We start from the raw sequence: 22,001 nt of genomic DNA, 5'->3' as shown, positions 1-22,001 counted from the left end.
AGGGGATCGAATTCAGGACCGCGAGCCGTCGGCGGGTGCCGGCGGACATGTCAATCGATCCGAGAAGATCCTCATGACCAAGATCCTTTCCAGCCTTGCCGCCTGCACATTCGTCATCGGCCTGTCGCTTGCCGGCGCCGCCAGCGCTCAAAGCGATGCCATGAAGAAAGACAGCATGAAGACCGACACGATGTCGAAGGACGCCATGTCCAAGGACGCAATGGCGACCGGCAGCACCAAGGCCGACTGCATGCACAATGCCGGCATGGAAAAGGACACGATGAAGAAGGACACGATGATGAAGGCCTGCGACGCGATGCAGTAAGTTTAGCCGCGGCCGCTGAAACTTTATCGTCGGCGGCCGCGTCCTTTCTCGCGAGGACCTTTTATGTCGATCCGGAGGAACTACAATGGTTACGACCGATGCCGGCATGGCGAGCGAACGCACGCTCTTCTACCGCCATGGGCTGCTGGTGCGCCTCTCGCACTGGGTGAACGTGCTGTGCATGACGGTGCTGTTGTATAGCGGCCTGCAGATATTCAACGCCCATCCGGCGCTTTATTGGGGCCAGTATGGCGCCGATGACGATCCGTCCTTCATTTCCATGGAGGCGGAACAGGAAGGCGATGTGCTGAAGGGCGTGACGCACTTGGGCGGATTGAGCTTCGACACGACGGGCGTTCTCGGGGTTTCGAATGTCGATGGCGAGGCAGCTGTGCGCGGTTTTCCGAACTGGCTGACCTTGCCGACCTACCAGGATCTGGCATCGGGCCGGCGCTGGCATTTCTTCTTTGCCTGGCTGTTCGTCATCAACGGCTTCATCTATCTCGCCTATGGTTTTGTCAGCAGGCATTTCCGCCGCGATCTGCTGCCGGCGGCCGAAGAGCTGAAGCCTTCGCATCTCGGCCACGAGATCGTCAGTCACGCCCGGCTGCGCTTTCCCAAAGGGGCCGAGGCACGCCACTACAACACGCTGCAGAAACTCGCCTATGTCGCCGTGATCTTCGTGCTGCTGCCGCTGATGATCGGAACGGGGCTTACCATGTCGCCGGGCTTCAATGCGGTCGCGCCCTGGCTACTCGATCTGTTCGGCGGCCGGCAATCGGCCCGCACGCTGCATTTCCTGACCGCCTTCTCGCTCGTCGCCTTCGTCGCCGTGCATGTGGCGATGGTGCTGGTCTCGGGTGTGTTCAACAATCTGCGTTCGATGGTCACAGGCTATTACGACATCGGGCAGGGAGGAAAGTCATGAGCCGCATCATCACCAGGCGTCGCTTCCTGATCGGCGCGACCATGACGGCATCGGCGCTGGGGCTCGCCGGCTGCGATGCCCTCGTCGAAAACGATCGGACGAAATCGGTGTTGAAGATCGCCGAAGGCTTCAGCATGAAGACGCAACGCTTCCTGCTCGGTGACGACGCGCTCGCCCGGGAGTTCACCGAAGCTGATATCTCGCCGACCTTCCGCGCCAACGGCACGAGCATGCCTGATAATGCCCGCTATATCGACTGGATGAACCAGCGGTTTTCGGGCTGGAAACTCGAAGTCGGCGGGCTGGTCGACAAGCCGATGCAATTGTCGCTGGCGGAGCTGAAAGCGCTGCCGGCCCGCACGCAGATCACAAGGCATGACTGCGTCGAGGGCTGGAGCGCGATCGGCAAATGGACAGGCGTGCCGCTCGGTGCGCTGCTTCAGACGGCCGGTCTGAAACCCGAAGCCCGCTACATCGTGTTCCACTGCGCCGACGAATATGAAAAGACGCTCGACGGCAGCGGCTGGTATTACGAAAGCATCGATCTCGTCGATGCGTTCCACCCCCAGACGATCCTTGCCCACAGCATGAACGGCCGCGATCTCGAAGTTGCCCATGGCGCGCCTCTGAGGCTCCGGGTCGAGCGGCAGCTCGGCTACAAGCAGGCAAAATACCTGACCGGCATCGAAGCCGTCGCCGATCTCGGCCAGCTCTACGGCGGCAATGGCGGCTTCTGGGAGGATCGCGGTTATGAATGGTATGCGGGCATATAGTCCCCCGACCGACATGCCGACCTTGACGCTTTCCTCGTGTCGGGTTCCACGGCCGGAGATGTCGTCGTGATCGAGGGTGCGCAACCCCGCCGCTGCCGCGCTCAGGCAGAGAGGCCGATGGTGATGGTGGCGGACAGCACGCCGCTATCGAGCTTTTCGAAATCGAACATGTGGTCGGCCGCATCCTCCGGGATGAGGCCGTCCTCGTCGTTGCGCGTATCGCGGGCAGGGCGCCCGAGATAGTCGGGATGCTCACTATAGATGATATCGCTCAGCACATCATCGAAATAGATCTGGCTGATGAGAAGCTCCTTGCCCTCGACGAGGATGCGGCAGTGAACATGCGGCGTACGGCCCTTGTACCATCCGGGATAGGCCGTCAAAAAACTTGCCTGCCCCTTGGCATCTGTCAGCTGGCGGCCGCGGAAGGCGAGCCCGCTGATCGCTTCGGCATCGCCGAAGGTGCACATCTCAGCAGCCTCGCGGCCGGAATAGATGCCGCGGTGATCGGTATGCCAGATTTCGATATCGGCATTTTCGACCGGCCGGCAATCTGCCGCGTGGACGATGCGAACGGCCAACCGCAAAGGTAGCCCGGCCTTTCCTTCCGAAACGTCCTGACGGGCCGGGACATTGTTGACATGGCAAGGGCCAAGGGTCTGGGCGACGGTCACGACGCAATTCGGACTGCCGCGGAAGAGCGGCTCGGGCAGCTTTTCCAGGGGCACCGCCTTTGTGCCGCCGGTCAGGAAATCCGTTCCCTTCCAGTCGAAAGTTTTGGCCGCAACAACGACATGCCGCCGCGGCCAGACCGCCACCGCAGCCACGGATGATGCGACAATGGCCGCACCTCCAAGCACAAGTGTCCGCCTCTTCATCTGTCTTACTTTGCCTCAAGACGCAGGATTTAAGGAGGATGCGCAGAAAATTCCAATTAAATCCACGCAATGATCGACGGCAACGAGATCATCTGCATCTAATGCCGTCGAGACGGTAGGTGGGTCCCGAACGGCCACTCCTGTTTGCAGCCGGATTGACGGGAAAGCGTATTCTGCCGATGTTAGCAAATGGACGGTTGCTCCGAAGCACCCATTGGGTTCCGGTCGCGTAAAAGATGCTGTAAGGCATTGAATTAACTGACAGTTCTATCTTGCATCGATTCCGCTTTGAGCTATGCAGTAGGCATCAAAATTCATTTCCGAGTCAGGGCAGAGGCATATGGAACCAACCCACTTATTCGAGCTCGTCATCGCGATGTTTCTTGCGATCATCGCGCTGCACTATGCGGCCCACAGGCTCGGACTGCCGCCGTCCGTCGCGCTGCTGACCGGTGGCGCCTTGCTGGCGTTCGTGCCGGGGTTGCCGGCGATATCGGTCGATCCGGAACTGGTGCTGGTCATCTTCCTGCCGCCGCTCCTGATGGACGGTGCCTGGGCCATCGCGCTGGCGCGGTTGCGGCGCCATATGATCGGCATTGCCTCGCTGGCCGTTGGCGCTGTGTTGTTCACCTGCGCGGTGGTGGCCGTCGTGGCCCATCTTATCTTTCCATCGCTTCCCTGGGCCGCCTGCGCGGCCCTTGGCGCGATCGTTGCACCGCCGGACGCGGTCTCGGCGCGCGCCGTGCTCGAGCGAGTCAGGCTGCCGCGGCGGCTGCAGATTCTTTTGGAAGGCGAGAGCCTGCTCAACGATGCGAGCGGCCTGGTTCTCTTCCGTTTTGCCGTTGCCGCTGCCGCAACAGGAGCCTTCAGCGCGGGGGAGGCGATCGGCAGCTTCTTCGTGCTGGCGCTCGGCGGCGCCGTCGTCGGCGTCGTTGTGGGAACGGCATGGGTCAAACTCGTCCGGCGTCTCGGTGACGAATATCTGATCATCGCAGTCACGGTGCTGCTCGGCTGGATTTCCTATCTGCTCGGAGAGCTGCTGCATGTTTCCGGCGTCATCGCCACCGTCACCACCGGCCTGATCGCTTCCTGGCACCAGCACACCGTATTTTCGGCCGCAACGCGCATGCGCGGCACGTCGTTCTGGACGGTGATGATCTTCCTTATGGAAGCTTCGGTTTTCACCTTGATCGGCCTCTCGCTGCGGGATGTCGTCGAACGCGGCGGCGGCTTGACCACGGTGATCGCGACGATGGGACTGCCGATGCTGGCGATCCTCGTCACGCTCGTGGTGGCGCGTTTTGCCTGGGTCTTCGCCTCCGATCTCGTCATCAGGTTCTGTGCAGGCCTGGGGGTGACGCGAACTCGGCCGCTCGGCGTCGGCGGCGCGACGGTTCTCAGCTGGGCAGGCGTGCGCGGCGTGATCACGCTCGCCCTAGCGCTCAGCCTGCCCGAGGGGTTCCCGGGCCGTGACTTCATCCTCGCCACATCCTTCGCCGTCATTCTCGGTACCGTGCTCGTGCAGGGCACGACATTGGGGCGGGTGATTGCCTGGGCGCGGCTGGTGGAGACGGAGACGGAAAGAGCGCGCCTGACCATGAGCCAGGCCGAAGTCGCCATGGTGCAGGCGCAGCTCGAGACCGTCCAAAGCCTGGCATACGACGCGGAAGGAAAGCTTATCCACCCGCAATTGCTGGACCGATACCAGCGCAGGGCGACAGTGATCGTCGACTATGCCGAGAGAACGGAGCATTACAAACCGGTGCTCCATGCTCACTTCGACGTCGTTCTCGAAGCGGTTGCCACGGGACGCCGGGAGCTCATTCGCCTCCATCGCGCCGGCGACATCGACGACGAAACGTTGGACGAGCTTGAACGCGATCTCGATCTCGAGGAGTTGAGCGCGATCTCTGCCAAGGCGTAAGGTTCAGCGCCTTACGCCCTTCGATATGATCGTCAACGCATTGCGATAGGCTGATGCAAGCAGCGAGCGGCTTGGAAGCCGTGCTCTTAAATGGCGATCTGTTCGCCGAGCTCGACGACGCGGTTGGACGGCAGGTTGAAGTAATCGGAGGGATCGATCGCCAAGCCCTCCAGCCCCATGAATATACGCTCCTGCCAGGCGGGCAAGCCGGTGTTCGGCGTCCTGACGAGGTTCCGGCGGCCGAGATAGAAGGAGGTCCTCATGATCTCGAACTTGAAGCCGCTTTCCCGGCAGAGAGCCAGAGCCCTGGTGACGTCGGGGTCGTCCATGAAGCCGAAGGTGATGTCGAGGCGCACGAAACGCGGCGAGAGCTGGCTGATCTTGATGCGGCGGCTGTCGGGAACATAAGGTTCGTCCTCGGTCCAGACGGTCAGGATGACGTTTTGTTCGTGGAGCACGTGATTGTGCTTGAGATTGTGGAGCAGGACGTTCGGCGTGCGATCCGGGACACTGGTCAGGAAGACGGCCGTTCCCGGAACGGTGACCGGGGAATGCTCCGACTTTCGCTCGATCGACCTGATGAAGGAATCGAGCGGGATCTCGTTGTTGGCCCGCAATCTCTTCAGATAGGCCTGGCCTCGGGTCCATGTCCACATCATGATCATGATCGCCAGCGCAAGGGCGACCGGAACCCAGCCGCCATCGTGGATCTTCAAGAGGTTGGCCGCCAGGAACAGAACTTCGATGATGAAGAGCGGCAGCAGCAGGACGGCGGCGAGCACGAGGGAGTAGCCCCAGACGGCTCGGAGAAACTGGAAGACCAGCATGGTCGAGATGACCATGGTTCCGGTCACCGAGATGCCGTAGGCCGTCGCCAGCGACTCGGAGTCGCCGAAGGAAAAGATCAGCATCAAGACGCCGACCAGCAGGAGAAGATTGACGGCCGGCACGTAGATCTGGCCGGTGTTGGTCTCCGACGTGAACTTGATCCTGAGCCTCGGCAGGAAGCCGAGGTGAACCGCCGAGCGGGCCAGCGAAAATGCGCCTGTGATCACCGCCTGGCTGGCGATGATCGTTGCCATCGTCGCCAGAATAACCACCGGCAGCAAGGCCCAGTCGGGATACATCAGAAAGAACGGATTGGTGGCGGCTTCCGGATGGGCGAGAACGAGCGCGCCTTGGCCGAGATAGTTCAGAAGTAGGGCAGGAAAAACGAGCACGAACCATGCCATCTGGATCGGGCGGCGCCCGAAATGCCCGAGATCGGCATAGAGCGCTTCGGCGCCCGTCACGGTCAGAAAAACGGCGCCGAGCACAATGAGGCCGACGCTGCCGGCATGGGTGAGGAACAGGAACGCATTGATTGGATTAAGCGCCTCCAGAATCCTCCAATCGTCGCCGATATGGATCAGGCCGCCTGCCGCCATCGCCAGAAACCACAACACCGTTATTGGCCCGAAAAAGATGGAGACGGCGGCGGTTCCCTTCGACTGGACAGCAAAGAGAACGATCATGATCGCAGCTGATGCCAGCGGAACGTATTCGGCAAAGGCCGGCGTGACCAGTTTCAGGCCTTCCAGCGCCGACATGACCGACAAGGCAGGCGTGATCATCGCATCGCCGATGAAGAGAGCCGCTCCGATCAGGCCGGCGAAGAAGAGCACCGGTACGTTTCGTCCCATCTTCTTCATCAGGAGGGCGAGAAGCGAAAGCGTGCCGCCTTCGCCGTCATTGTCCGCCCTGAGAAGGAAGAGCACATATTTGAAAGTCACGATGATCGTCAGCGTCCAGACCATCAGCGAAATGAGACCGATGACCTCGGCTTCGTGTACGCCATCGGCGGCAAAGGGCCTCAGCGCCTCGCGAAGGGCATAGAGCGGGCTGGTGCCGATATCGCCATAGACGACGCCGACCGCGCCGATGACCAGTCCGACGAAGCCCTTTCGGCCAGCACCTTCACCCGTATTGTCTGCATGTGTTGACGTCATGGTTCCCCGCTCATGCCACTTGGCCATGGACACAAACATATGCCGCATTGCAGAACGGCAAGTAAATTGATGCGGGTGTGAATTTTTTGTGGGGGCGAAGGCGATGCGGGCGTGGCGAGGGTGGCGTTGCGATCAGTTCAAACGTCGTCGGTTCGTATCCCCTTGCGATTGCGCTGTCGCATGGTAATAAACATGCATGACCCGCGCCCGGACCTTTTCGAGCTTTTATTACACGCTGCTCCCATAGAGAGCGGCGCAAGGTCATATTCCTGACACTCGAGACGCCGCATGGTCGGCGGCACGTGTGTCAACAGAAGGTCTCCGGCCTCATCGGCCCAAATGGAGACCCTCGTGAAACTATCCTCTCAGCCTACCGGACCTAGTCGGACTTTCTTCGCACTTTGAGCGAGCGCGGCTTCCTGCATCAATGCACCGACTTAGGAGCACTCGACAGCTGGCTTTGTTCAGGAGCAGGCACCGCCTATAACGGATTTGATCTCACCGCCGACAGCCTGCATGTCGGGCATCTCATTCCGATCATGATGCTGCGGTGGTTCCAGAAGACGGGTAACAAACCCATTGCGTTGCTCGGCGGCGCGACAAGCCGCCTGGGCGATCCGAGCTTCCGCGACACGTCGCGTCCTTTTCTCAGTCAAGAGCAGATCATGAAGAACCTGATCGGCATCCGACGGGTCTTCGAGCGCTTCCTCGCTTTTGGAGGCGGCCCGACCGATGCCGTCATGGTCAATAACGCCGACTGGTTGGACGGGCTCAACTATCTCGATTTCCTGCGCGATATTGGGCCGCATTTTTCAGTCAACCGGATGCTCACATCGGAGAGCGTGCGCCAACGGTTGGAACGAGAACAATCGCTGTCACTGCTGGAATTCAACTACATGGTCATGCAAGCCTATGACTTCCATGTGCTTGCAGAAAGCCGCGGCTGCCTGCTTCAACTGGGTGGCTCCGACCAGTGGGGCAATATCGTCAGCGGCGTTGAATTTGGACGGCGGATCGGTGGACGCGGCCTCTTTGGATTGACTGCCCCGCTGCTGACGACGTCTTCGGGCGCGAAGATGGGCAAGAGCGTTTCGGGGGCGGTCTGGCTGAACGCCGACCGGTTGTCGCCCTATGAGTTCTGGCAATTCTGGAGAAACACCGGGGATGCCGATGTGGGGCGTTTTCTCAGGCTGTTCACCGAGTTGCCCTTAAGTGAAATCGCACGCCTTGACGTGCTTCGGGATTCGGAGATCAACGAAGCAAAAAAGATTCTTGCCGACCAGATCACCAGCCTGTGCCATGGGGCAGATGCCGCGGCGCAAGCTTCCGAAACCTCCCGGCGCGCCTTCGAAGCAGGCGAAGTGCCGGCGGGTCTCCCGACGGTCATTCTCCCGGATAGCCTTCGCGGTGATTTTCCGTTGGTCGACGCCATGGTCGTTGCCGGGCTCGCCAAGTCGAAAAGCGAAGCGCGTCGATTGATCGTCGGCGGCGGTGTGCGAGTGAACGGTGGCAGCGTAAAAGACGAGACAATGCGGCTTGGCGACTCCGACGTCCAGGACGGGGTGATCCTGCTCTCGGTCGGCAAGAAGCGACAGGTCCTCCTTCAGCCGGTTTAGCGTGGTCTGTTCAATTCGAGGAGCGGGCAAAATCGAACCACCTTTGTCGCGCTCCCTGCGGGTGTTGTTGACAAGGTGGCCCTTCGGTCCGACGTGTTTTGCGGCCTTCAATTGGAGCGGCTGCTCGGCATTGACTTGTGAAATCAGCGGCGGCTGCATCATGCTGACAGGGGATGTCAGCAGCAGTGATCGATAATCCTGAGATTGCGGGCTTCTCAAGCCAGTCGCCATTTCGTCGGAATGTCCGGTTATGCCGCCGGATACCCCGCGCCATCGGAGCAGTGTCCCCGAGATGAAGCCACACCACCGGATTTTCTTCATTCAGTTTGCCGTGGCCCTTTCCTTAGGTGCGTTTGTTTCGCGGCTGCCCGACCTTCAGGTCAAGTTTAGCCTGACGGAAGGCGAGCTTGGCCTTCTGCTCGCCGTCCTGTCCTCCGGGGTTCTCTGCGGGTTGACGTTCTCGGTGGGGTTCATCGAGAGGCTCGGTGCGCGCACCACCGCCTTCGTCACCGTCTTCGGTGCGTCGCTGTTTTTCGCGTTGATCCCCTGGATGCCTTCAGCTCTCCTGGCGGTGCCACTGTTCTTCATTGCCGGCGTTTTCACCGGCGCATTCGAGATCAACGCCAATATCGAAACCGATCGCCATGAGGCGCTGCTTGGGTACCGCATCATGAGCCGGGCTCACGGCATGTGGAGCCTCGGCTTCTGCATCACCGCCCTTGTTGCCGCCGGCATGCGTCAGGCTGCCGTCTCCATCGAACTGCATACCTTCATCGTCCTGGTGACGGTCTTGATTGCCGGGTCGATCGTTTTCTCTGGGATCGAGAATGCGCCCCGACGGCAGGACGCTCACCCCGGAGATACGCCGATCATCGCTTTTCCCACGATCGGACTACTCCCCCTTTGCCTTCTCGCCGCAGCTCCGCTTCTTGCCGAAGGCGCAAGCGTCGATTGGTCGGCGATCTATATGCGCGACGTATTCGCGGTCGAACCCTTCATCGGCGGGCTCAGCGTGACCATTTTTTCCTCGTTCATCGCCATCGGGCGGCTCGGCATGGACCCTGTCATCGACCGCTTCAATCCGCGCCCGGTCGCAATCACTCTCCTTGGGATCGCTGCCATCGGTGTTGTCATGGTTGCGACGGCGACACACCCTGCTATCGCGCTCGCAGGCTTTGGCCTGACAGGTATCGGCTGCTCTTCAGTCTATCCGCTTGCCATCTCGGCTGCGGCCCGACGCACGGATCGACCCTCACCCGTCAACGTTGCAGCGCTCGGGCAGACGACGTTCCTTGTGTTTTTCGCCGGGCCGCCACTGCTCGGTTTCGTTGCCGAACACTTCGGTATCCGCTTTTCGTACTGGGCGGTCGTCCCTGTTCTCGCCGCAGCGCTGCTGGTCACCAGGGCACTTGCCGCTGATCCTGCCCCGGTCACAGGCCAACCCGAACCGGCGCAACCACACGGTTGACACGCCACGCCGGCCACCTTTGTCGTAAGCTCGTTCACGTCCTCAACCGGAGGGGCAACCTCCGGCTTTCGCTGGTGAATCGGGCGAGCGCAATGTATTTCCCATGGCGCCGAAGTATTATGAGCGGCCATCGGAAATATAGCTCGTATAGGTGAGGAGCTAATTCCGCATACTGTCGTCAACTCTTGGCGAATGGTTTTGCTGCTCAAGCATTGCGGCCACAGTCCATCTCGTCTGAGTGGACCTGGTTGGGATCGCGAAACTCCAGCCTTTCGGCCTAGCAAAACATATGTTTTACGGGGTTTGTGATGGCCGTGTCCGGCCGCAAATGAAGGCTCGCCGGCGTCGTTCTGCGCCTCGCTTCGGACAAATTTCCGCCGCTAAAATGCCAGTATTAGTTGTTTCTAAATCACGCCATAATTCGCATCTACGTTGCCGCGCCTGTTTTATTCTTCGCCACATTTCGGAATTTCAACATTATACAAACAATGGTGGGTAACTATGAAGGTTATTCTCGTCATCGTCCTCACGGCGCTCGCCGTGCCCTGTGAGGCGGACATGCTCGGCACGGCGTCCAAGTACAAGAGCATGCACGAACGCTCCATCTCCTTCCTCAGCATCAATCCGCGCAGGGTATCGTGGTGCGGGGCGTTCCTTGCCTTTGTCGCCAAACGGTCTTCGCGGCAACCGCCGCCAAACCCCAACATGGCGGCGTCCTGGAGGAAGTTCGGCAAGCCGGTCGGTGTCCGCTCCGCCAGGCGAGGGGATGTCGTGGTGATCCGCACCGGCCGGCGCTTTCATGTGAGCCTGTTCGATCACATCGATCAGCGCCGGCAGTACGTCTACCTGTTCGGCGGCAACCAATCCAACCGGGTCCAGCTGTCGCGCTATCGCGCCAGTTCGGTGGTCGCCGTGCGACGATGATGTTGGGGTGAGAACTCACCCACCTTCCAAACCTCGGCAGGCGGCGGGAAAACAGGCCTTACGCCTTGCGCGCCCTGATGTGGAGGAAGATCGGCGCGATGCGGGTATCGGCGACTATTGGCTCGGCAAGCGCCACCTCGATTGACGCCATGGGCTCGCCGAAAGCTTCGATCGTCAGCCCCGCTTCGACGATCATCGACACCCAGGTCGACAGCGTCCGGTGAAAACGCGGGACGGCAAACGGCGTCAGCGTCACCCGTTCTTCCTCTGGGATGGAGGAAAAAATCCAGCGATCGATCCGGCCGTCGCTCTCATCGAAATAATCGGCGATCTCCACTGCGACGGGCTTGCCGGCCTCGTCACGGATATTGCGGCGCGTCGGCGGCACAAAGCAGGGATGCAGGATCGAAAACTGCAGGAAGCCGCCCGGCTTCAGGACGCGGTGGATGCCCTTCAGCACCTGGCGCTGATCGGCCATGTCCATCATCGACATGAAGGCGGTGACGAAATCGAAGCTCGCTTCGGGGAAATCGATGCCCTGGCCGTCGCCGAGCACGTAGTCGATGCCGAGGGGCGCTTGCGTCTCGGTCTCGCGGGCATAACGAATGAAGGTCGGGGCGATGTCGAGACCGATCATGCGGGCGCCGAGGCGGGCGACGGCGCGGGTGTTGGAACCTTCGCCGCAGCCGAGATCGAGCCCGGCAAGGCCTGTCACCGGCGGCAGCATCTCAAGAAAGGCCGGCGTGTTCAGCGCGTCGCGATATTTGTCGTAGCCCGCGCGGCTATAGATCGTCCAGGTCTCGGCATTGCTCTCCCAATGGGCGGCGACATCATTGGCGTTCATGGCTCTCCTCCTTGTGCGATCGGAACGGGCGGGGAGCTATAAGCGCAGCGGATTACAATGGGAAGACAGGCAGTCTACTGCAAGTGGTTCACGCCCATGGATCATGACCAAGTTCGCGTGCACTATCATGCGATCGAGAGGATAGGGGGCTGCTGTGTCCGACGAAGTGATCATCCGCGAACTGGTTGGCCTCGATGAGATGATGACGATTTTCCCGCTGTACAGCCAGGTTAGTCGCCTGAGCGAGGCCGTGGTTTTCCAACGACTCTCAGCCATGTTCGCACAGAGCAACTACCGCTGCATAGCAGCATATATCGACGAACGGATGGTGGGTGCGTCGGGTTTCTGGACGGGCACTCAGTTGTGGTGCGGCAAGTATATCGAGGCGGACAATGTGGTGGTAGACAACGCCGTGCGCAGTCAGGGCATCGGCGGCAAGATGATGGCGTGGATCGAGGCGGAGGCGGAGCGGATTGAATGCGCGGTGGTCCGTATTGCCATGGTTCTGGGAAGGGAGCGTACGCACCAGTTCTACGCGAGAAACGGCTACTTCGACGACGGCCTGCTAATGGTGAAAGCCCTAAGTCGCGGTGCGGCCGAGTTTCCGGAATATGTCTCTCAACAAGTTTGACCGGTCCCGCAGCTTGGCCGCAAGTGCCACCACTGGCGCAAGCGGGACGGACGGAAGAATTTGCCCGCCTTGCGCGGGCGTCGTTTTGCGGTCGCGTGACCGGGCTCAGAGATGCCGGGGTACCTTGACCTTCAGTAGTTGCACGAGCGTAGGGTCCATGAAATCGTAATCGTCAGGAATATCCAGGCATATCAGCCGCTTGCCTTTGAGAGCTGACCGGTACTTGCCCTGGATTTTCGCACGGTGAGCCTTCTCCATGACGAAGACGATATCGGCCCATTCGATCAGCTCGTTCGACAGTGGGTTTTCGGCATCGTTGTTGGTGCCGGCCGAGGAGACCTCGATCTCCGGCCAGCCTGCGAAGACCTGTTCGGCCGTCGGGCTGCGAAGTTTGTTCTGACTGCAGACGAACAGGACGTTTTTCACGTTTCGATCTCTCTTGGAGTGAGCGGGGCCCGCGATAGCACAATTCCGTGCACGAGCGAACCAAGGGGCAATCGACGGAATACGGGCGGGCCTGCGTCCGTTGAGGTCGGCGGAAGAATTGCCTTCGCTGTCGCGCGTTGCGTCAGCCGCCGCTCACACTCTTGAACGCGGCGATGATGCTTTGTGCCGCCAGTTGCGCCTCATCTGACGTGGTCTGGAAATTGGTGACGGAGAGGCGCAGCACGTCACGGCCGCGCCATTTGGCGCCGCCGGCGAAGATCATGCCGTCCGCCTGGATCTTTTCGATCGTCTTTCGCGTCAACGCGTCGCCTTCTTCGGAGGGCAGGTCCGTTCCGAAGCGAATGACGAGCTGGTTCAGCACGACGTCGTTCAGTATGCCGATGCCCGGTTGCCGCGACAGAAGATCGGCGATCAGCCGCGCTGAGGTGCAGCACTGATCGATCAAGGCGGTGATGCCGTCGCGGCCGAGATGTTTCAGCATCGCCCAGGTGGCAAAGCCGCGCGCCCTCCTCGAAAGCTCGGGCACGTAATGGGAGGGATCGCGTTCGCCTTCGCCGGCGAGCGGCAGATAGCTCGCGGCGATCGTCATGGCGCGGCGATGGGCGAGCTCGTCGCGGACGATCGCATAGCCGCAATCATAGGGCGTCTGCAGCCACTTGTGGCCGTCGGTCGCCCAGCTGTCGGCCGCTTCGATGCCGCGGCTGAGGTGGCTGGTCTTCGCTGACGCCTGCGCCCAGAGGCCAAAGGCGCCATCGACATGCACCCAGGCGCCTTTCGCCTTCAACAGCGGGATGACGGCGGCGAAATCGTCGAAGGCGCCAGTATTGATCTGCCCCGCCTGTAGAACGGCGATGACGGGTCCAGAGACAGTATCGAGCGTGCCCGCCAGCGCGGCCGGGTCTATCCGTCCCATCGCGTCAGTGGGCAGGCGCAGCACGCGATCATGGCCTAGGCCGAGGAATTGCAGCGCGGAGAAGACGGTCGTGTGGGCGTCGTCGCCGATCAGCACGGTAATCTCAGGCGCTCCGAACAGGCCCTTTGCATCGGCATCCCAGCCCACCTGGCGCAGCACCTCGCCGCGGGCGGCGGCAAGGCAGGTAAAGTTCGCCACCGTCGCGCCGGTGACGAAGCCGACCGAGCTTTCGGCCGGCAGCTCCAGGAGATCGAGAAGCCATCTCGCCGCGACGGTCTCGACGGCGGCCGCGGCTGGGGCAACGGCATGGTTTCCGGCATTCTGGCCCCAGGCGCTGGTGAGGAAATCGGCCGCGACGCCGACCGGATGGGAGCCGCCGATGACCCAGCCGAAAAAGCGCGGTCCAGTGGTTGCATGCAGCCCGGTTCAGCGCCGTCCGAGAGACGCCTGATGACATCAAGCATATCGGAACCTGCCGCCGGCAGCGGCTCTTCGAAACAGGCAAGCGAGGCTGCGTAGTCGTGGGTGGGCATATGGCGGGCGGGCGCTGCCTGCCGGAACGCGGCCGCAAGGCGGGCGGCTTCCTGAAACAGAGATGCAATTGCCGTCATGCGGGTCCCCCTGCCGCCACCGATCCTGGGGGGCCTCACCCTCGAAAGCAGGCTGCCGGCACACCCAAACTAGCCCATATCGCCGAGGCTGTCTTCGCCTGGCAGATCTCGGATCTGGGTTCCAGGGCCTTCCTTGGGCTTGCCGAGACCTCAAGATAAATTGAGCATCGGGGAGGCGCTTCCTAAATATCTACAATAACTACCTTATCCCGTTCTGTGCGTTTTTGAAACTTCGCGGCTCTTATTGAAAATGATTGCCTTCGTTGCAAGTATCGTTCAATAATGCGGAAATATCATTTGCACCATTGTCAAGTTGGTGCTGCCAATCAGCGAGGGATATGCACTGAAATATTTCCTTCTCTACGCGCTGACATGCACGTTGGTCGGGATAGCTCTTCTCTTCATCATCCGTGAAGTTGTACCGTTCGCGATCGACAAGCCAACCGGTCAATCGGTGGCCGACTCAACTGATGAGCCAGTTGCCGGGCCAACCGAGCAATCAGCGGCCCGACCAACCGGTGAGCCGGTGCCCAGGCAAACGACCGATCAATCCGCCGTCCAGCCAGCCGATCCCCTGGTCGTCCGATCCACCGGCCAGCCAGTCGACGGGCCAGCCCGTGAACCGGTGGTCGGGCCAACTGGCGAACCGGCAGCGAGGCCGACCGATCAATCGGTGGTCGGTCCGAGCGGCGAACCGGTCGTCCGGAAGGGGGGCCGGCTGGGGAGTCCGGCGCAGTGACCGGCGCCTGAGACGGGGGATTTCCGTTCGATCTCGTCACTTCGAGCATATGCTGAACTGCGAAGCTTCCTGACGCCGGTTGCATCGGCTGAGGCCATCTGTATTGACAGTACCTCTCATCTCACAGGAGGTCCCGATGGATGGAAGTGGCACGACGATCAGGCATGTCAGGGCAGACGAAGTGGAGGCTTTCCGGCGCATCCGTCTGGAAGCGCTTCGTACCGAACCGTCCCTCTTTGCAAGCCGCTACGAGGACTGGGAGGCTCTTTCTCTCGAGGAGTGGCGCAATCGCCTGAATGAGCCGGTTTTCATCGCTTTTCAGGGTGACGAACCCGTCGGCATAACCGGCCTAGTTCGGCAGCGGTCGAGCAAGATGGCCCATCGCGCGACGATCATCATGGTTTACGTGAGAAGGAGCCTGCGCGGAACGGGCCTTGCCGGCAAGCTGCTCAGCGCGGTGGCCGATCACGCGCGCGATATCGGCATCCTGCAGCTGGAACTCTTCGTCAGCGCGGAGAACCCGGCGGCAATACGCTTCTATCAGCGGGAAGGCTTCTCCGAGATCGGCAGGATTCCCGGCGGGGTTCTGGAGGAGGGCAGGGAGATCGACGACGTCATGATGGCTCGCCGTTTGGTCGGTTAGGTCTCACGCGGATGGCTCAACGCATATCGGCTTGCGCGACCTATTGACCTCAAGCGGGGTTGGGGTTGCAGCATGCCGGCATCGGCTGGAGGTTTGGTGGTGACGAAAACTCTGAAAGACGAGGATCTGGTCGGCAGCGCGCTGATGATGATCGCGATCGATGCTCTCGAGACCGCTTTTCTCGCGAGAGCCGACAATCGGTTGATCTCTCCGCCCCGGCACCATGTCTCTTTTCCCGATCGCGGCGATCTCGTCTTCACCGTCGGCGGCATCCTCGGCGAGAAACCGCTCGCGGGCTTCCGAGTCTATGAAACATTCGACGGGGCGGAGCATTCGCAGATCGTCGCGGTGTGGTCGGCCGACGACGCGAAGCTCAAGGGCATTATTCTCGGAGATCGTCTCGGCAACCTCAGAACCGGTGCGATCGGAGGGCTCGCCATCCGGCATCTCAGCGCGCCTGACGCCAGCATCGTCGGGATCCTCGGCAGCGGAGCGCAAGCGCGAACCCAGCTTGCCGCGGCCGCCGCCGTTCGAAAGCTGGACCGCGCCCGCGTCTATAGCCGAAACGAGAAAAATCGCGGCGCCTTTGCAGACGAGATGCAGCACACCTTGGGTATAGAAGTGGAGCCTGCCGGCAGCGCCTCTGAAGCCGTCGATGACGCCGACATCGTCATCTGCGCGACGACGAGCCGAACGCCCGTCATTCATGCCAGGGATTTGAAGCCCGGTGTGCACGTCAACACCGTCGGCCCGAAAACGCATGAGGGATACGAACTCGGCCTGGATCTTGCCGATGTCGCCGCCGTGATCGCGACGGATTCACCCGAACAGACGCGCGCCTATGCTTCGCCCTTTTTCCTGACCGGCTCCGGCAATGAACACCGCATGGCCGACCTTGCCGATATCATGGCCGGGAAGGCGGCCGGGCGAGAATTGCCTGGCGATACGACGCTGTTTTGCTCCGTCGGATTGGCTGGAACCGAGGTCGTCGTCGCCTCGGCAATCCTCGATATGCTGTGAGCCTGTTTCCCTTATTCACGGCAGGCCCAGCACATCGCCCATAGCGTATTCGCCGGGTGCGCGCCCTGCGATCCAGCGGGCGGCGGCAAGCGCGCCGCGGGCGAACATGCCGCGGTCGAGAGCCGAATGCGAGAGCGTCACGACTTCCTCGGCGGCGGCAAACAGGACGCTGTGTTCTCCAACGATCCCGCCGGCGCGCAACACGGCAAAGCCGATTTCGCCGGTTGGGCGCTCACCGGTGATGCCGTCACGCCCGCGCCGCTCGACGGATGCGAGGGAAACCCCGCGGCCCTCGGCCGCCGCTTCGCCGAGCATCAGCGCCGTACCGGACGGTGCGTCGATCTTCCTGTTGTGATGGGCTTCGAGGATTTCAATATCCCAGCCATTCGCGGGAAGGGCGCGCGCGGCCTGAGCGACCAGGCCGACCAGCATGTTGACGCCGATGGAGAAATTGCCGGAGCGCAGGATCGGAATCGCGCGGGCGGCCTTTTCGATCCGTTCGAGCTCATCCGGCTCGAAACCCGTCGCTCCGATCACCAGGGCCGGTCCGCCGGCCGACGCGCACAAACCGGCAAGTTCGGCGGCAGCACGTCCCGTCGTGAAATCTAGGATCACGTCGGCCGCTCCGATCGCGGCCGAACGGTCGATCAGCCCGGCGCCTGCGGAGCCCTCACGGCCGATGCCGCCGACGAACGCGAAATCCGGATCGGCCGCCAGCAGTGGCAGGATGGCGCGCCCCATGCGGCCGTTCGCGCCGGCGACGGCTATTTTGATTGGTGAGGTCACGGACTTTCCTTGGCTCGCGATATTTCCACGGACGGCTGTTTGCATCGGCATTACGTCGGCGAACGGGATCTGCAACTACCGCACTTGCGCTCCCGGGGCAAAGCAGCGATCTCCTCTGGTCGTCTGCCGCTTACCAGTTGCCGGGGTCAGCGGTGTGATCGATGCTGGCGAATTCATCGGCCTTTTGCCGGTCCAGCTTCACCTCCGTGGCAGCCTTCGTCTCGTCGACGACCGAGTAGCGGTCGGGGATCGGTCCCCTTGATAGTTCCTGATACAGGAGCAAGGCGGCCTCCTCGGCGGTGTCGGCCTCGATCTCCCGAGTGATTGATACGGTGAACTTGTGCATGGCTTCGGCCCTCTCGGTCGGTGCGCCGGCGTGTACGTGGCGTGCGCAGTCTGACACGAGTTTTGTGTCGATGACACTAAAACTGCTTGCTTAGAATTAGATTCATGCGACGGCTTCAGGTCTTTGTTTTTATGAATGTCGTGGTGCCAAGCCGCCGCACCGTTTTGCGCGAACTCAGCCGAGGAGATAGATCATGCGCCTCAATCAAGTAACCGTTACGATGCCTGACCTCGATGCGGGCTGGAACTTCTACTGCGCTCTCGGTCTCAAGCCCGTCGTCGACGCTCGTCCTCGCTATGCGCGCTTCGTCTGCCCGGAAGGGGACAGCACCTTCTCCCTGCATCAGGGCGACGAAGGCGGCGGTGGCGGCACCACGGTGTATTTCGAGTGCGAGAAGCTGGACGAGACGGTCGGCAGTCTCAGCGAGGCCGGTCTTCGTTTCGTCAGCGGACCGGAGGACAAGAGTTGGCTCTGGCGCGAGGCGGAGCTTTTCGACCCCGGCGGCAACCGCATCATCCTTTATTTCGCCGGATCAAACCGCATCGATCCGCCGTGGCGCGTGGATAAGGTGGGCCGCCCGAAGTAGGGCGCCTCGGCGCCTGCCGATCCCGGCCATTCCCCGAATTGACGAATCGCGGTCGCCTCGGCATCTTTGTGTCGGCGTGGCCTAACGCCGAACCTCCCAGGACCTTCCCCAGCAGGGTCTTCAAGCGGAGGCAAAGGGACTTTCGTCTCGGGTCGTGATCCTTGGTCCTGATGTTTCGGGCCTGTTGCTGGGGAACGATGTCCGGAACGTGAGAGGCCCTGATATGACTGAGAATGGAAATTTCAAGCGGCGGGTGCGTGCACGCGCCGCCAAGACGGGTGAATCCTACACCGCCGCCCGCATGCATGTTCTTCCCAGGTCGGCGAACGATGCACAGCCTGAGGTGAGACGCTTGCGTCTGGCCGTGGCCCAGACCACCTATGCAGACGATCCCCGCGATGCCGACAAGCTTCGCCAGAGCGGACAGGAGATGCGCCTGTTGATGCGGCAGGCGCGCGAGGCAGGGGCGCGGCTCATCCACTTTCCCGAAGGAACGACATCATCGCCGAACAAGCGGATCATGTCGGAAATCGGCCCGAGAGAGATCGGGCCGTCCGATTGGCGGCGGTTCGAATGGGCCGTGTTGCGTGAGGAGCTGGATGCAACGCGCAAGCTAGCGTGCGAACTCGGGCTCTGGACGGTCATCGGCTCGGTGCATCCGCTGACGGCACCGCACCGGCCGCACAACAGCCTTTATGTCGTCTCCGATCGCGGCGAACTGGTGACGCGCTACGACGAGCGTCTGCTGTCGAACACAAAGATCTCCTTCATGTACACGCCTGGTTCGATCCCCGTGACCTTCGAGGTCGACGGCATCCGTTTCGGCTGTGCGCTCGGCATGGAGTGCAACTTTCCTCAAATTTTCACCGAATACGAGCGGCTCGATGTCCACTGCGTGCTGTTTTCGTCCACTGGGGGGACGTCGGCCAATGATACCTCCTTCGCCGCCGAGGTGCAGGGGTATGCGGCGAGCAACAGGTACTGGGTGAGTTTCTCCATACTTGCACATCCCGGTTTAGCCGATCCCGTGTCTTCCGGGATCGTCGCTCCCGGTGGCCGGTGGGCAGCGCAATGCCCTGCGGATGGAACGGCCGCGATATCGCTCGCCGATATCGACGACAATCACGGCGATATTGCCCGGCCGTGGCGGCGCAAAGCACTGAGCGGCCTTTACGAGCCGCACCGCGTGGCCGGCGATCCGCGCAGCGACGGGCGGGATATGTTTTAGAGCCGCGTCGCGTCGGCTGCATTCCGGCAAAGTGAATGCAGCCGATGCTATATGCACGGTTCCGCAAATCTCCTCATACCCGCTTGTCCCGAAGTCATTGAACCCGGACGATGGCAACACCGCAGGGACCTCGACCATTTAGCAACGCTGTACAGTCGTCCGCGTGAAATCACTCGGACTGGGCTGGAGAAAGACGATTTGCCTCTTATTTCAGTGGGCAATGCGAAACGAAGAGCGAAAGGATCACGCAATGGCAAAGAACACGATCTGCGTATGGTACGACAAAGACGCTGAGGCTGCTGCCCGCTTCTATGCCGCGACTTTTCCCGACAGCGCCGTGGGTGCCGTCATTCGGGCACCGGGAGATTATCCTGACGGTAAGCAAGGAGACGTACTGGTCGTTGAATTCACAGTTGCGGGTATTCCTTGCATCGGCCTGAACGGCGGTCCTGCGTTCAAACACAACGAGGCCTTCTCCTTTCAGATTGCAACGGACACTCAGGAAGAAACCGATCGCTATTGGAATGCCATCGTCGGCAATGGCGGCCAGGAAAGCGAGTGCGGCTGGTGCAAAGACAAGTGGGGCGTGTCCTGGCAGATTACGCCGCGCGTCCTCTCCGAAGCGCTCTCGGCAGGCGGTGGCCAGGCAAAGCGTGCTTTTGACGCGATGATGACCATGAGGAAGATCGACATTGCGACGATCGAGGCGGCGCGGCGCGGCTGAGGCAGCTTCGCGCAGAACGACCTTTTACCAGGGGCTCGCATCTGGCCCGATCCGGTCCGTGTCGCTCCTCGCAGTCGGCTCAGAACCAGAGATCGCGCACGCAACGCCCCGCGGATGGAAGGTCTTCAAACGTGTCCAGGCCGTCGAAATGATCGATAGGCAGATCCTGAACGAGATCCGGGCGGCGCAAGCCGCATGTTGACGGCCATGCGCCGACGGCTGTCCTTTCGAAGCCGAAGGCCGCGCCAGCTCAAGACACAGGCGCAGGATGGGCAGAACAATATTTCGAGAGACGGCTCGTCCCTGTCGGCGCGGGTGTAGGAGGCGGTCTCACCGGTGAGAGCGATGCGCTCTCCTTCGTAGTCATAAGCCCACAGCGTGCCGTAGCGTCGGCAGAGTGTGCAGTTGCAGGCGGTGATCGAGCCGGGTTCACCTTCAAGTCTCCAGCTCGCCTTGCCGCAATGACATGAGCCCGTCAGCATGAGCGTCGCTTCTATCCTGTTCCCCGTTCAAGTCCGGCATCCTGCCTCAGTCGCGCGATGACCGCAAATGGGGCTTCCGCTATCAGCGCAGTGTATCGGCTGCGCGAGTGCCCGCGTTTCGCAGGGCCCGAAGACCTTCGCCGCGAGCGCGGGTTTTATCTATCGCGTTATCCACGGATGCCTGCAGGAGCCTTACCAGCCAGGCCACGCCTTCGTCACGCATTGCCGCCTTCGGCGCCGTCGCGTTCATGGCGAAGCGTCCGAGTGGCAGGGGAGGATTGACGCTGACAACGCCGAACCGCGCGGCATGCATCTCGACGAAGCGGCGCGGCAAGGCCGAGATAAAGTCGGTTTCCGCAAGCACGGCGAGCGCGAACATGAAGTTCGGGACCGTCAGCGCCACTCGCCTGGAGCATCCATGGCTGGCCAACATATTGTCGACAAAGCCATGAGTATCGCCCAGATGCGAGACCACCAGGTGCTGCGCGGCGCAGTAGTTGGCCAGTGTCGGATCTGTCAGCAAAGGATGGCCCTGACGGGCTGCGATGACAAAATCCTCTTCGTAGAGCAGCAGGCTTGCAAAGCGGACTGGAAACTCGGCCTGGGGAATGATGGCGATGTCCATGTCACGGGCTTCCAACGTGGCTAACGCATCACGCCAAGCCAGATCAGGCGATGGCTCGCCCTGTCTCGGCAGCAATTGCCGGATGCTGATTGCGATGGCGGGAGCGGACTTAGCCAACAGGCCGAGCAACGGCGGCAGAAATACAGACGAAACGCCATCGGGCGCGCCGATCGTAAATCGCCGCTGAGAGTGCGCTGGATCGAATGGCTCCGCTGTCGCCACCACGCTGCGAACGCGCGCCAATATATCGGCGATGGGTGCTGCAAGTTCCTCGGCCCGGTCTGTCGGAACGACGCCCTTCGGTGTTTTGAGAAATAGCGGGTCACCCAGCAGCATGCGCAGCCGGCCAAGGCCGTGACTGATCGCCGAAGGCGAGAGGTTCAACCGCTGCCCCGAACGCCCGACATGGCGCTCCTCCATGACAGTCTCGAACAGCACGAGCAGGTTGAGGTCGATTCTGGATAGATCAATTTGGTTCAGCATATCGCTGAAATCATATCATTGGATTCATTATCCTGAAAGTGGGAGATCACAACCATTCCGGTATGGCCG

20 protein-coding genes and 3 pseudogenes are annotated in these 22,001 nt (G+C 61.3%); 14 read left to right on the top strand and 9 right to left on the bottom strand.

The features are described 5' to 3' along the window. Nucleotides 1-73: 73 nt before the first annotated feature. The 3 genes from RlegSU303_RS13805 (at nucleotide 74) to RlegSU303_RS13795 (ending at nucleotide 2,026) form a co-directional block, all read left to right on the top strand. Nucleotides 74-325, top strand: a complete 252-nt coding sequence (locus RlegSU303_RS13805; RefSeq protein WP_017961001.1) for a pentapeptide MXKDX repeat protein — start codon at nucleotides 74-76, stop codon at nucleotides 323-325. Nucleotides 326-410: 85 nt separating this feature from the next. After that, nucleotides 411-1,253 (top strand): cytochrome b/b6 domain-containing protein, encoded by an 843-nt coding sequence (locus RlegSU303_RS13800; RefSeq protein ID WP_017961000.1) that lies wholly within the window; start codon nucleotides 411-413, stop codon nucleotides 1,251-1,253. Next, entirely contained in the window at nucleotides 1,250-2,026 is a 777-nt protein-coding gene (locus RlegSU303_RS13795) for a molybdopterin-binding protein (protein ID WP_017960999.1), read from the top strand. Before RlegSU303_RS13800 ends, RlegSU303_RS13795 begins: the two co-directional genes overlap by 4 nt. A 101-nt stretch (nucleotides 2,027-2,127) precedes the next feature. Here the strand turns inward: RlegSU303_RS13795 and RlegSU303_RS13790 are convergent, their stop codons facing one another. Further along, nucleotides 2,128-2,904, bottom strand: coding sequence for a dioxygenase family protein (locus RlegSU303_RS13790; RefSeq protein ID WP_094085640.1), 777 nt, complete (start codon nucleotides 2,902-2,904; stop codon nucleotides 2,128-2,130). A 340-nt stretch (nucleotides 2,905-3,244) separates the two neighbouring features. Here RlegSU303_RS13790 and RlegSU303_RS13785 point away from each other — a divergent pair, with 340 nt between their 5' ends. Further along, nucleotides 3,245-4,828, top strand: coding sequence for a Na+/H+ antiporter (locus RlegSU303_RS13785; RefSeq protein WP_017960997.1), 1,584 nt, complete (start codon nucleotides 3,245-3,247; stop codon nucleotides 4,826-4,828). An 86-nt stretch (nucleotides 4,829-4,914) separates the two neighbouring features. On the opposite strand, the gene RlegSU303_RS13780 is transcribed toward RlegSU303_RS13785, so the two are convergent. Beyond that, the gene (locus RlegSU303_RS13780) at nucleotides 4,915-6,816 is read right to left on the bottom strand and encodes a potassium transporter Kup (protein ID WP_017960996.1); all 1,902 of its coding nucleotides are present in this window, start codon (nucleotides 6,814-6,816) and stop codon (nucleotides 4,915-4,917) included. Between the two features lie 351 nt (nucleotides 6,817-7,167). Here RlegSU303_RS13780 and tyrS point away from each other — a divergent pair. The 3 genes and pseudogenes from tyrS (at nucleotide 7,168) to RlegSU303_RS13765 (ending at nucleotide 10,824) form a co-directional block, all read left to right on the top strand. After that, nucleotides 7,168-8,432 (top strand): annotated as a pseudogene (tyrS, locus tag RlegSU303_RS13775) (tyrosine--tRNA ligase). Between the two features lie 292 nt (nucleotides 8,433-8,724). Next, nucleotides 8,725-9,900, top strand: a complete 1,176-nt coding sequence (locus RlegSU303_RS13770) for an MFS transporter (RefSeq protein ID WP_131719045.1) — start codon at nucleotides 8,725-8,727, stop codon at nucleotides 9,898-9,900. Between the two features lie 501 nt (nucleotides 9,901-10,401). Next, the gene (locus tag RlegSU303_RS13765; protein ID WP_012758016.1) at nucleotides 10,402-10,824 is read left to right on the top strand and encodes a TIGR02594 family protein; all 423 of its coding nucleotides are present in this window, start codon (nucleotides 10,402-10,404) and stop codon (nucleotides 10,822-10,824) included. Between the two features lie 58 nt (nucleotides 10,825-10,882). On the opposite strand, the gene RlegSU303_RS13760 is transcribed toward RlegSU303_RS13765, so the two are convergent. Further along, complete coding sequence (locus tag RlegSU303_RS13760; protein WP_131719044.1) at nucleotides 10,883-11,668, bottom strand: class I SAM-dependent methyltransferase; 786 nt, start codon at nucleotides 11,666-11,668, stop codon at nucleotides 10,883-10,885. A 154-nt stretch (nucleotides 11,669-11,822) separates the two neighbouring features. Here RlegSU303_RS13760 and RlegSU303_RS13755 point away from each other — a divergent pair, with 154 nt between their 5' ends. Continuing rightward, nucleotides 11,823-12,299 (top strand): GNAT family N-acetyltransferase, encoded by a 477-nt coding sequence (locus RlegSU303_RS13755; protein WP_131719043.1) that lies wholly within the window; start codon nucleotides 11,823-11,825, stop codon nucleotides 12,297-12,299. 105 nt (nucleotides 12,300-12,404) lie between these two features. On the opposite strand, the gene RlegSU303_RS13750 is transcribed toward RlegSU303_RS13755, so the two are convergent. Together RlegSU303_RS13750 and RlegSU303_RS13745 are read right to left on the bottom strand one after the other, a co-directional pair. Continuing rightward, the gene (locus RlegSU303_RS13750; RefSeq protein WP_131642711.1) at nucleotides 12,405-12,725 is read right to left on the bottom strand and encodes a low molecular weight protein tyrosine phosphatase family protein; all 321 of its coding nucleotides are present in this window, start codon (nucleotides 12,723-12,725) and stop codon (nucleotides 12,405-12,407) included. A 142-nt stretch (nucleotides 12,726-12,867) separates the two neighbouring features. Beyond that, nucleotides 12,868-14,270, bottom strand: a pseudogene (locus tag RlegSU303_RS13745) (pyridoxal phosphate-dependent decarboxylase family protein). A 313-nt stretch (nucleotides 14,271-14,583) separates the two neighbouring features. Between RlegSU303_RS13745 and RlegSU303_RS13740 the strand changes: the two are divergent. From RlegSU303_RS13740 to RlegSU303_RS13730, 3 genes are all read left to right on the top strand, one after another. Then, nucleotides 14,584-15,009 carry a hypothetical protein gene (locus tag RlegSU303_RS13740; protein ID WP_131719042.1) on the top strand — a complete coding sequence of 142 codons (426 nt, stop codon included), beginning with the start codon at nucleotides 14,584-14,586 and terminating at the stop codon, nucleotides 15,007-15,009. A gap of 136 nt (nucleotides 15,010-15,145) precedes the next feature. Continuing rightward, nucleotides 15,146-15,652 carry a GNAT family N-acetyltransferase gene (locus RlegSU303_RS13735; protein WP_017960990.1) on the top strand — a complete coding sequence of 169 codons (507 nt, stop codon included), beginning with the start codon at nucleotides 15,146-15,148 and terminating at the stop codon, nucleotides 15,650-15,652. Between the two features lie 99 nt (nucleotides 15,653-15,751). Beyond that, complete coding sequence (locus tag RlegSU303_RS13730; protein ID WP_131719146.1) at nucleotides 15,752-16,672, top strand: ornithine cyclodeaminase family protein; 921 nt, start codon at nucleotides 15,752-15,754, stop codon at nucleotides 16,670-16,672. Between the two features lie 15 nt (nucleotides 16,673-16,687). Here the strand turns inward: RlegSU303_RS13730 and dapB are convergent, their stop codons facing one another. Both dapB and RlegSU303_RS13720 read right to left on the bottom strand, forming a co-directional pair. Then, entirely contained in the window at nucleotides 16,688-17,458 is a 771-nt protein-coding gene (gene dapB / locus RlegSU303_RS13725) for a 4-hydroxy-tetrahydrodipicolinate reductase (RefSeq protein WP_131719041.1), read from the bottom strand. A gap of 130 nt (nucleotides 17,459-17,588) precedes the next feature. After that, complete coding sequence (locus RlegSU303_RS13720; protein WP_065280454.1) at nucleotides 17,589-17,804, bottom strand: hypothetical protein; 216 nt, start codon at nucleotides 17,802-17,804, stop codon at nucleotides 17,589-17,591. Nucleotides 17,805-17,997: 193 nt separating this feature from the next. On the opposite strand from RlegSU303_RS13720, the gene RlegSU303_RS13715 reads away from it, so the two are divergent. From RlegSU303_RS13715 to RlegSU303_RS13705, 3 genes are all read left to right on the top strand, one after another. Beyond that, nucleotides 17,998-18,390, top strand: a complete 393-nt coding sequence (locus tag RlegSU303_RS13715) for a VOC family protein (protein WP_131719040.1) — start codon at nucleotides 17,998-18,000, stop codon at nucleotides 18,388-18,390. 223 nt (nucleotides 18,391-18,613) lie between these two features. Then, entirely contained in the window at nucleotides 18,614-19,618 is a 1,005-nt protein-coding gene (locus RlegSU303_RS13710; RefSeq protein WP_131719039.1) for a carbon-nitrogen hydrolase family protein, read from the top strand. A gap of 250 nt (nucleotides 19,619-19,868) precedes the next feature. Further along, nucleotides 19,869-20,342 carry a VOC family protein gene (locus RlegSU303_RS13705; protein ID WP_131642706.1) on the top strand — a complete coding sequence of 158 codons (474 nt, stop codon included), beginning with the start codon at nucleotides 19,869-19,871 and terminating at the stop codon, nucleotides 20,340-20,342. A gap of 79 nt (nucleotides 20,343-20,421) precedes the next feature. Here the strand turns inward: RlegSU303_RS13705 and RlegSU303_RS13700 are convergent. Together RlegSU303_RS13700 and RlegSU303_RS13695 are read right to left on the bottom strand one after the other, a co-directional pair. Further along, nucleotides 20,422-20,824: pseudogene (locus tag RlegSU303_RS13700) on the bottom strand (GFA family protein). Between the two features lie 82 nt (nucleotides 20,825-20,906). Beyond that, nucleotides 20,907-21,932: a LysR family transcriptional regulator gene (locus RlegSU303_RS13695; protein ID WP_094085646.1), complete on the bottom strand. Its 1,026-nt coding sequence runs from the start codon at nucleotides 21,930-21,932 to the stop codon at nucleotides 20,907-20,909. Between the last annotated feature and the right edge of the window lie 69 nt (nucleotides 21,933-22,001).

This window comes from Rhizobium sp. SU303 (assembly GCF_021052345.1).
GTDB classification, from domain to species: domain Bacteria; phylum Pseudomonadota; class Alphaproteobacteria; order Rhizobiales; family Rhizobiaceae; genus Rhizobium; species Rhizobium laguerreae.
This window is presented reverse-complemented; position numbering and strand designations above follow the sequence as displayed.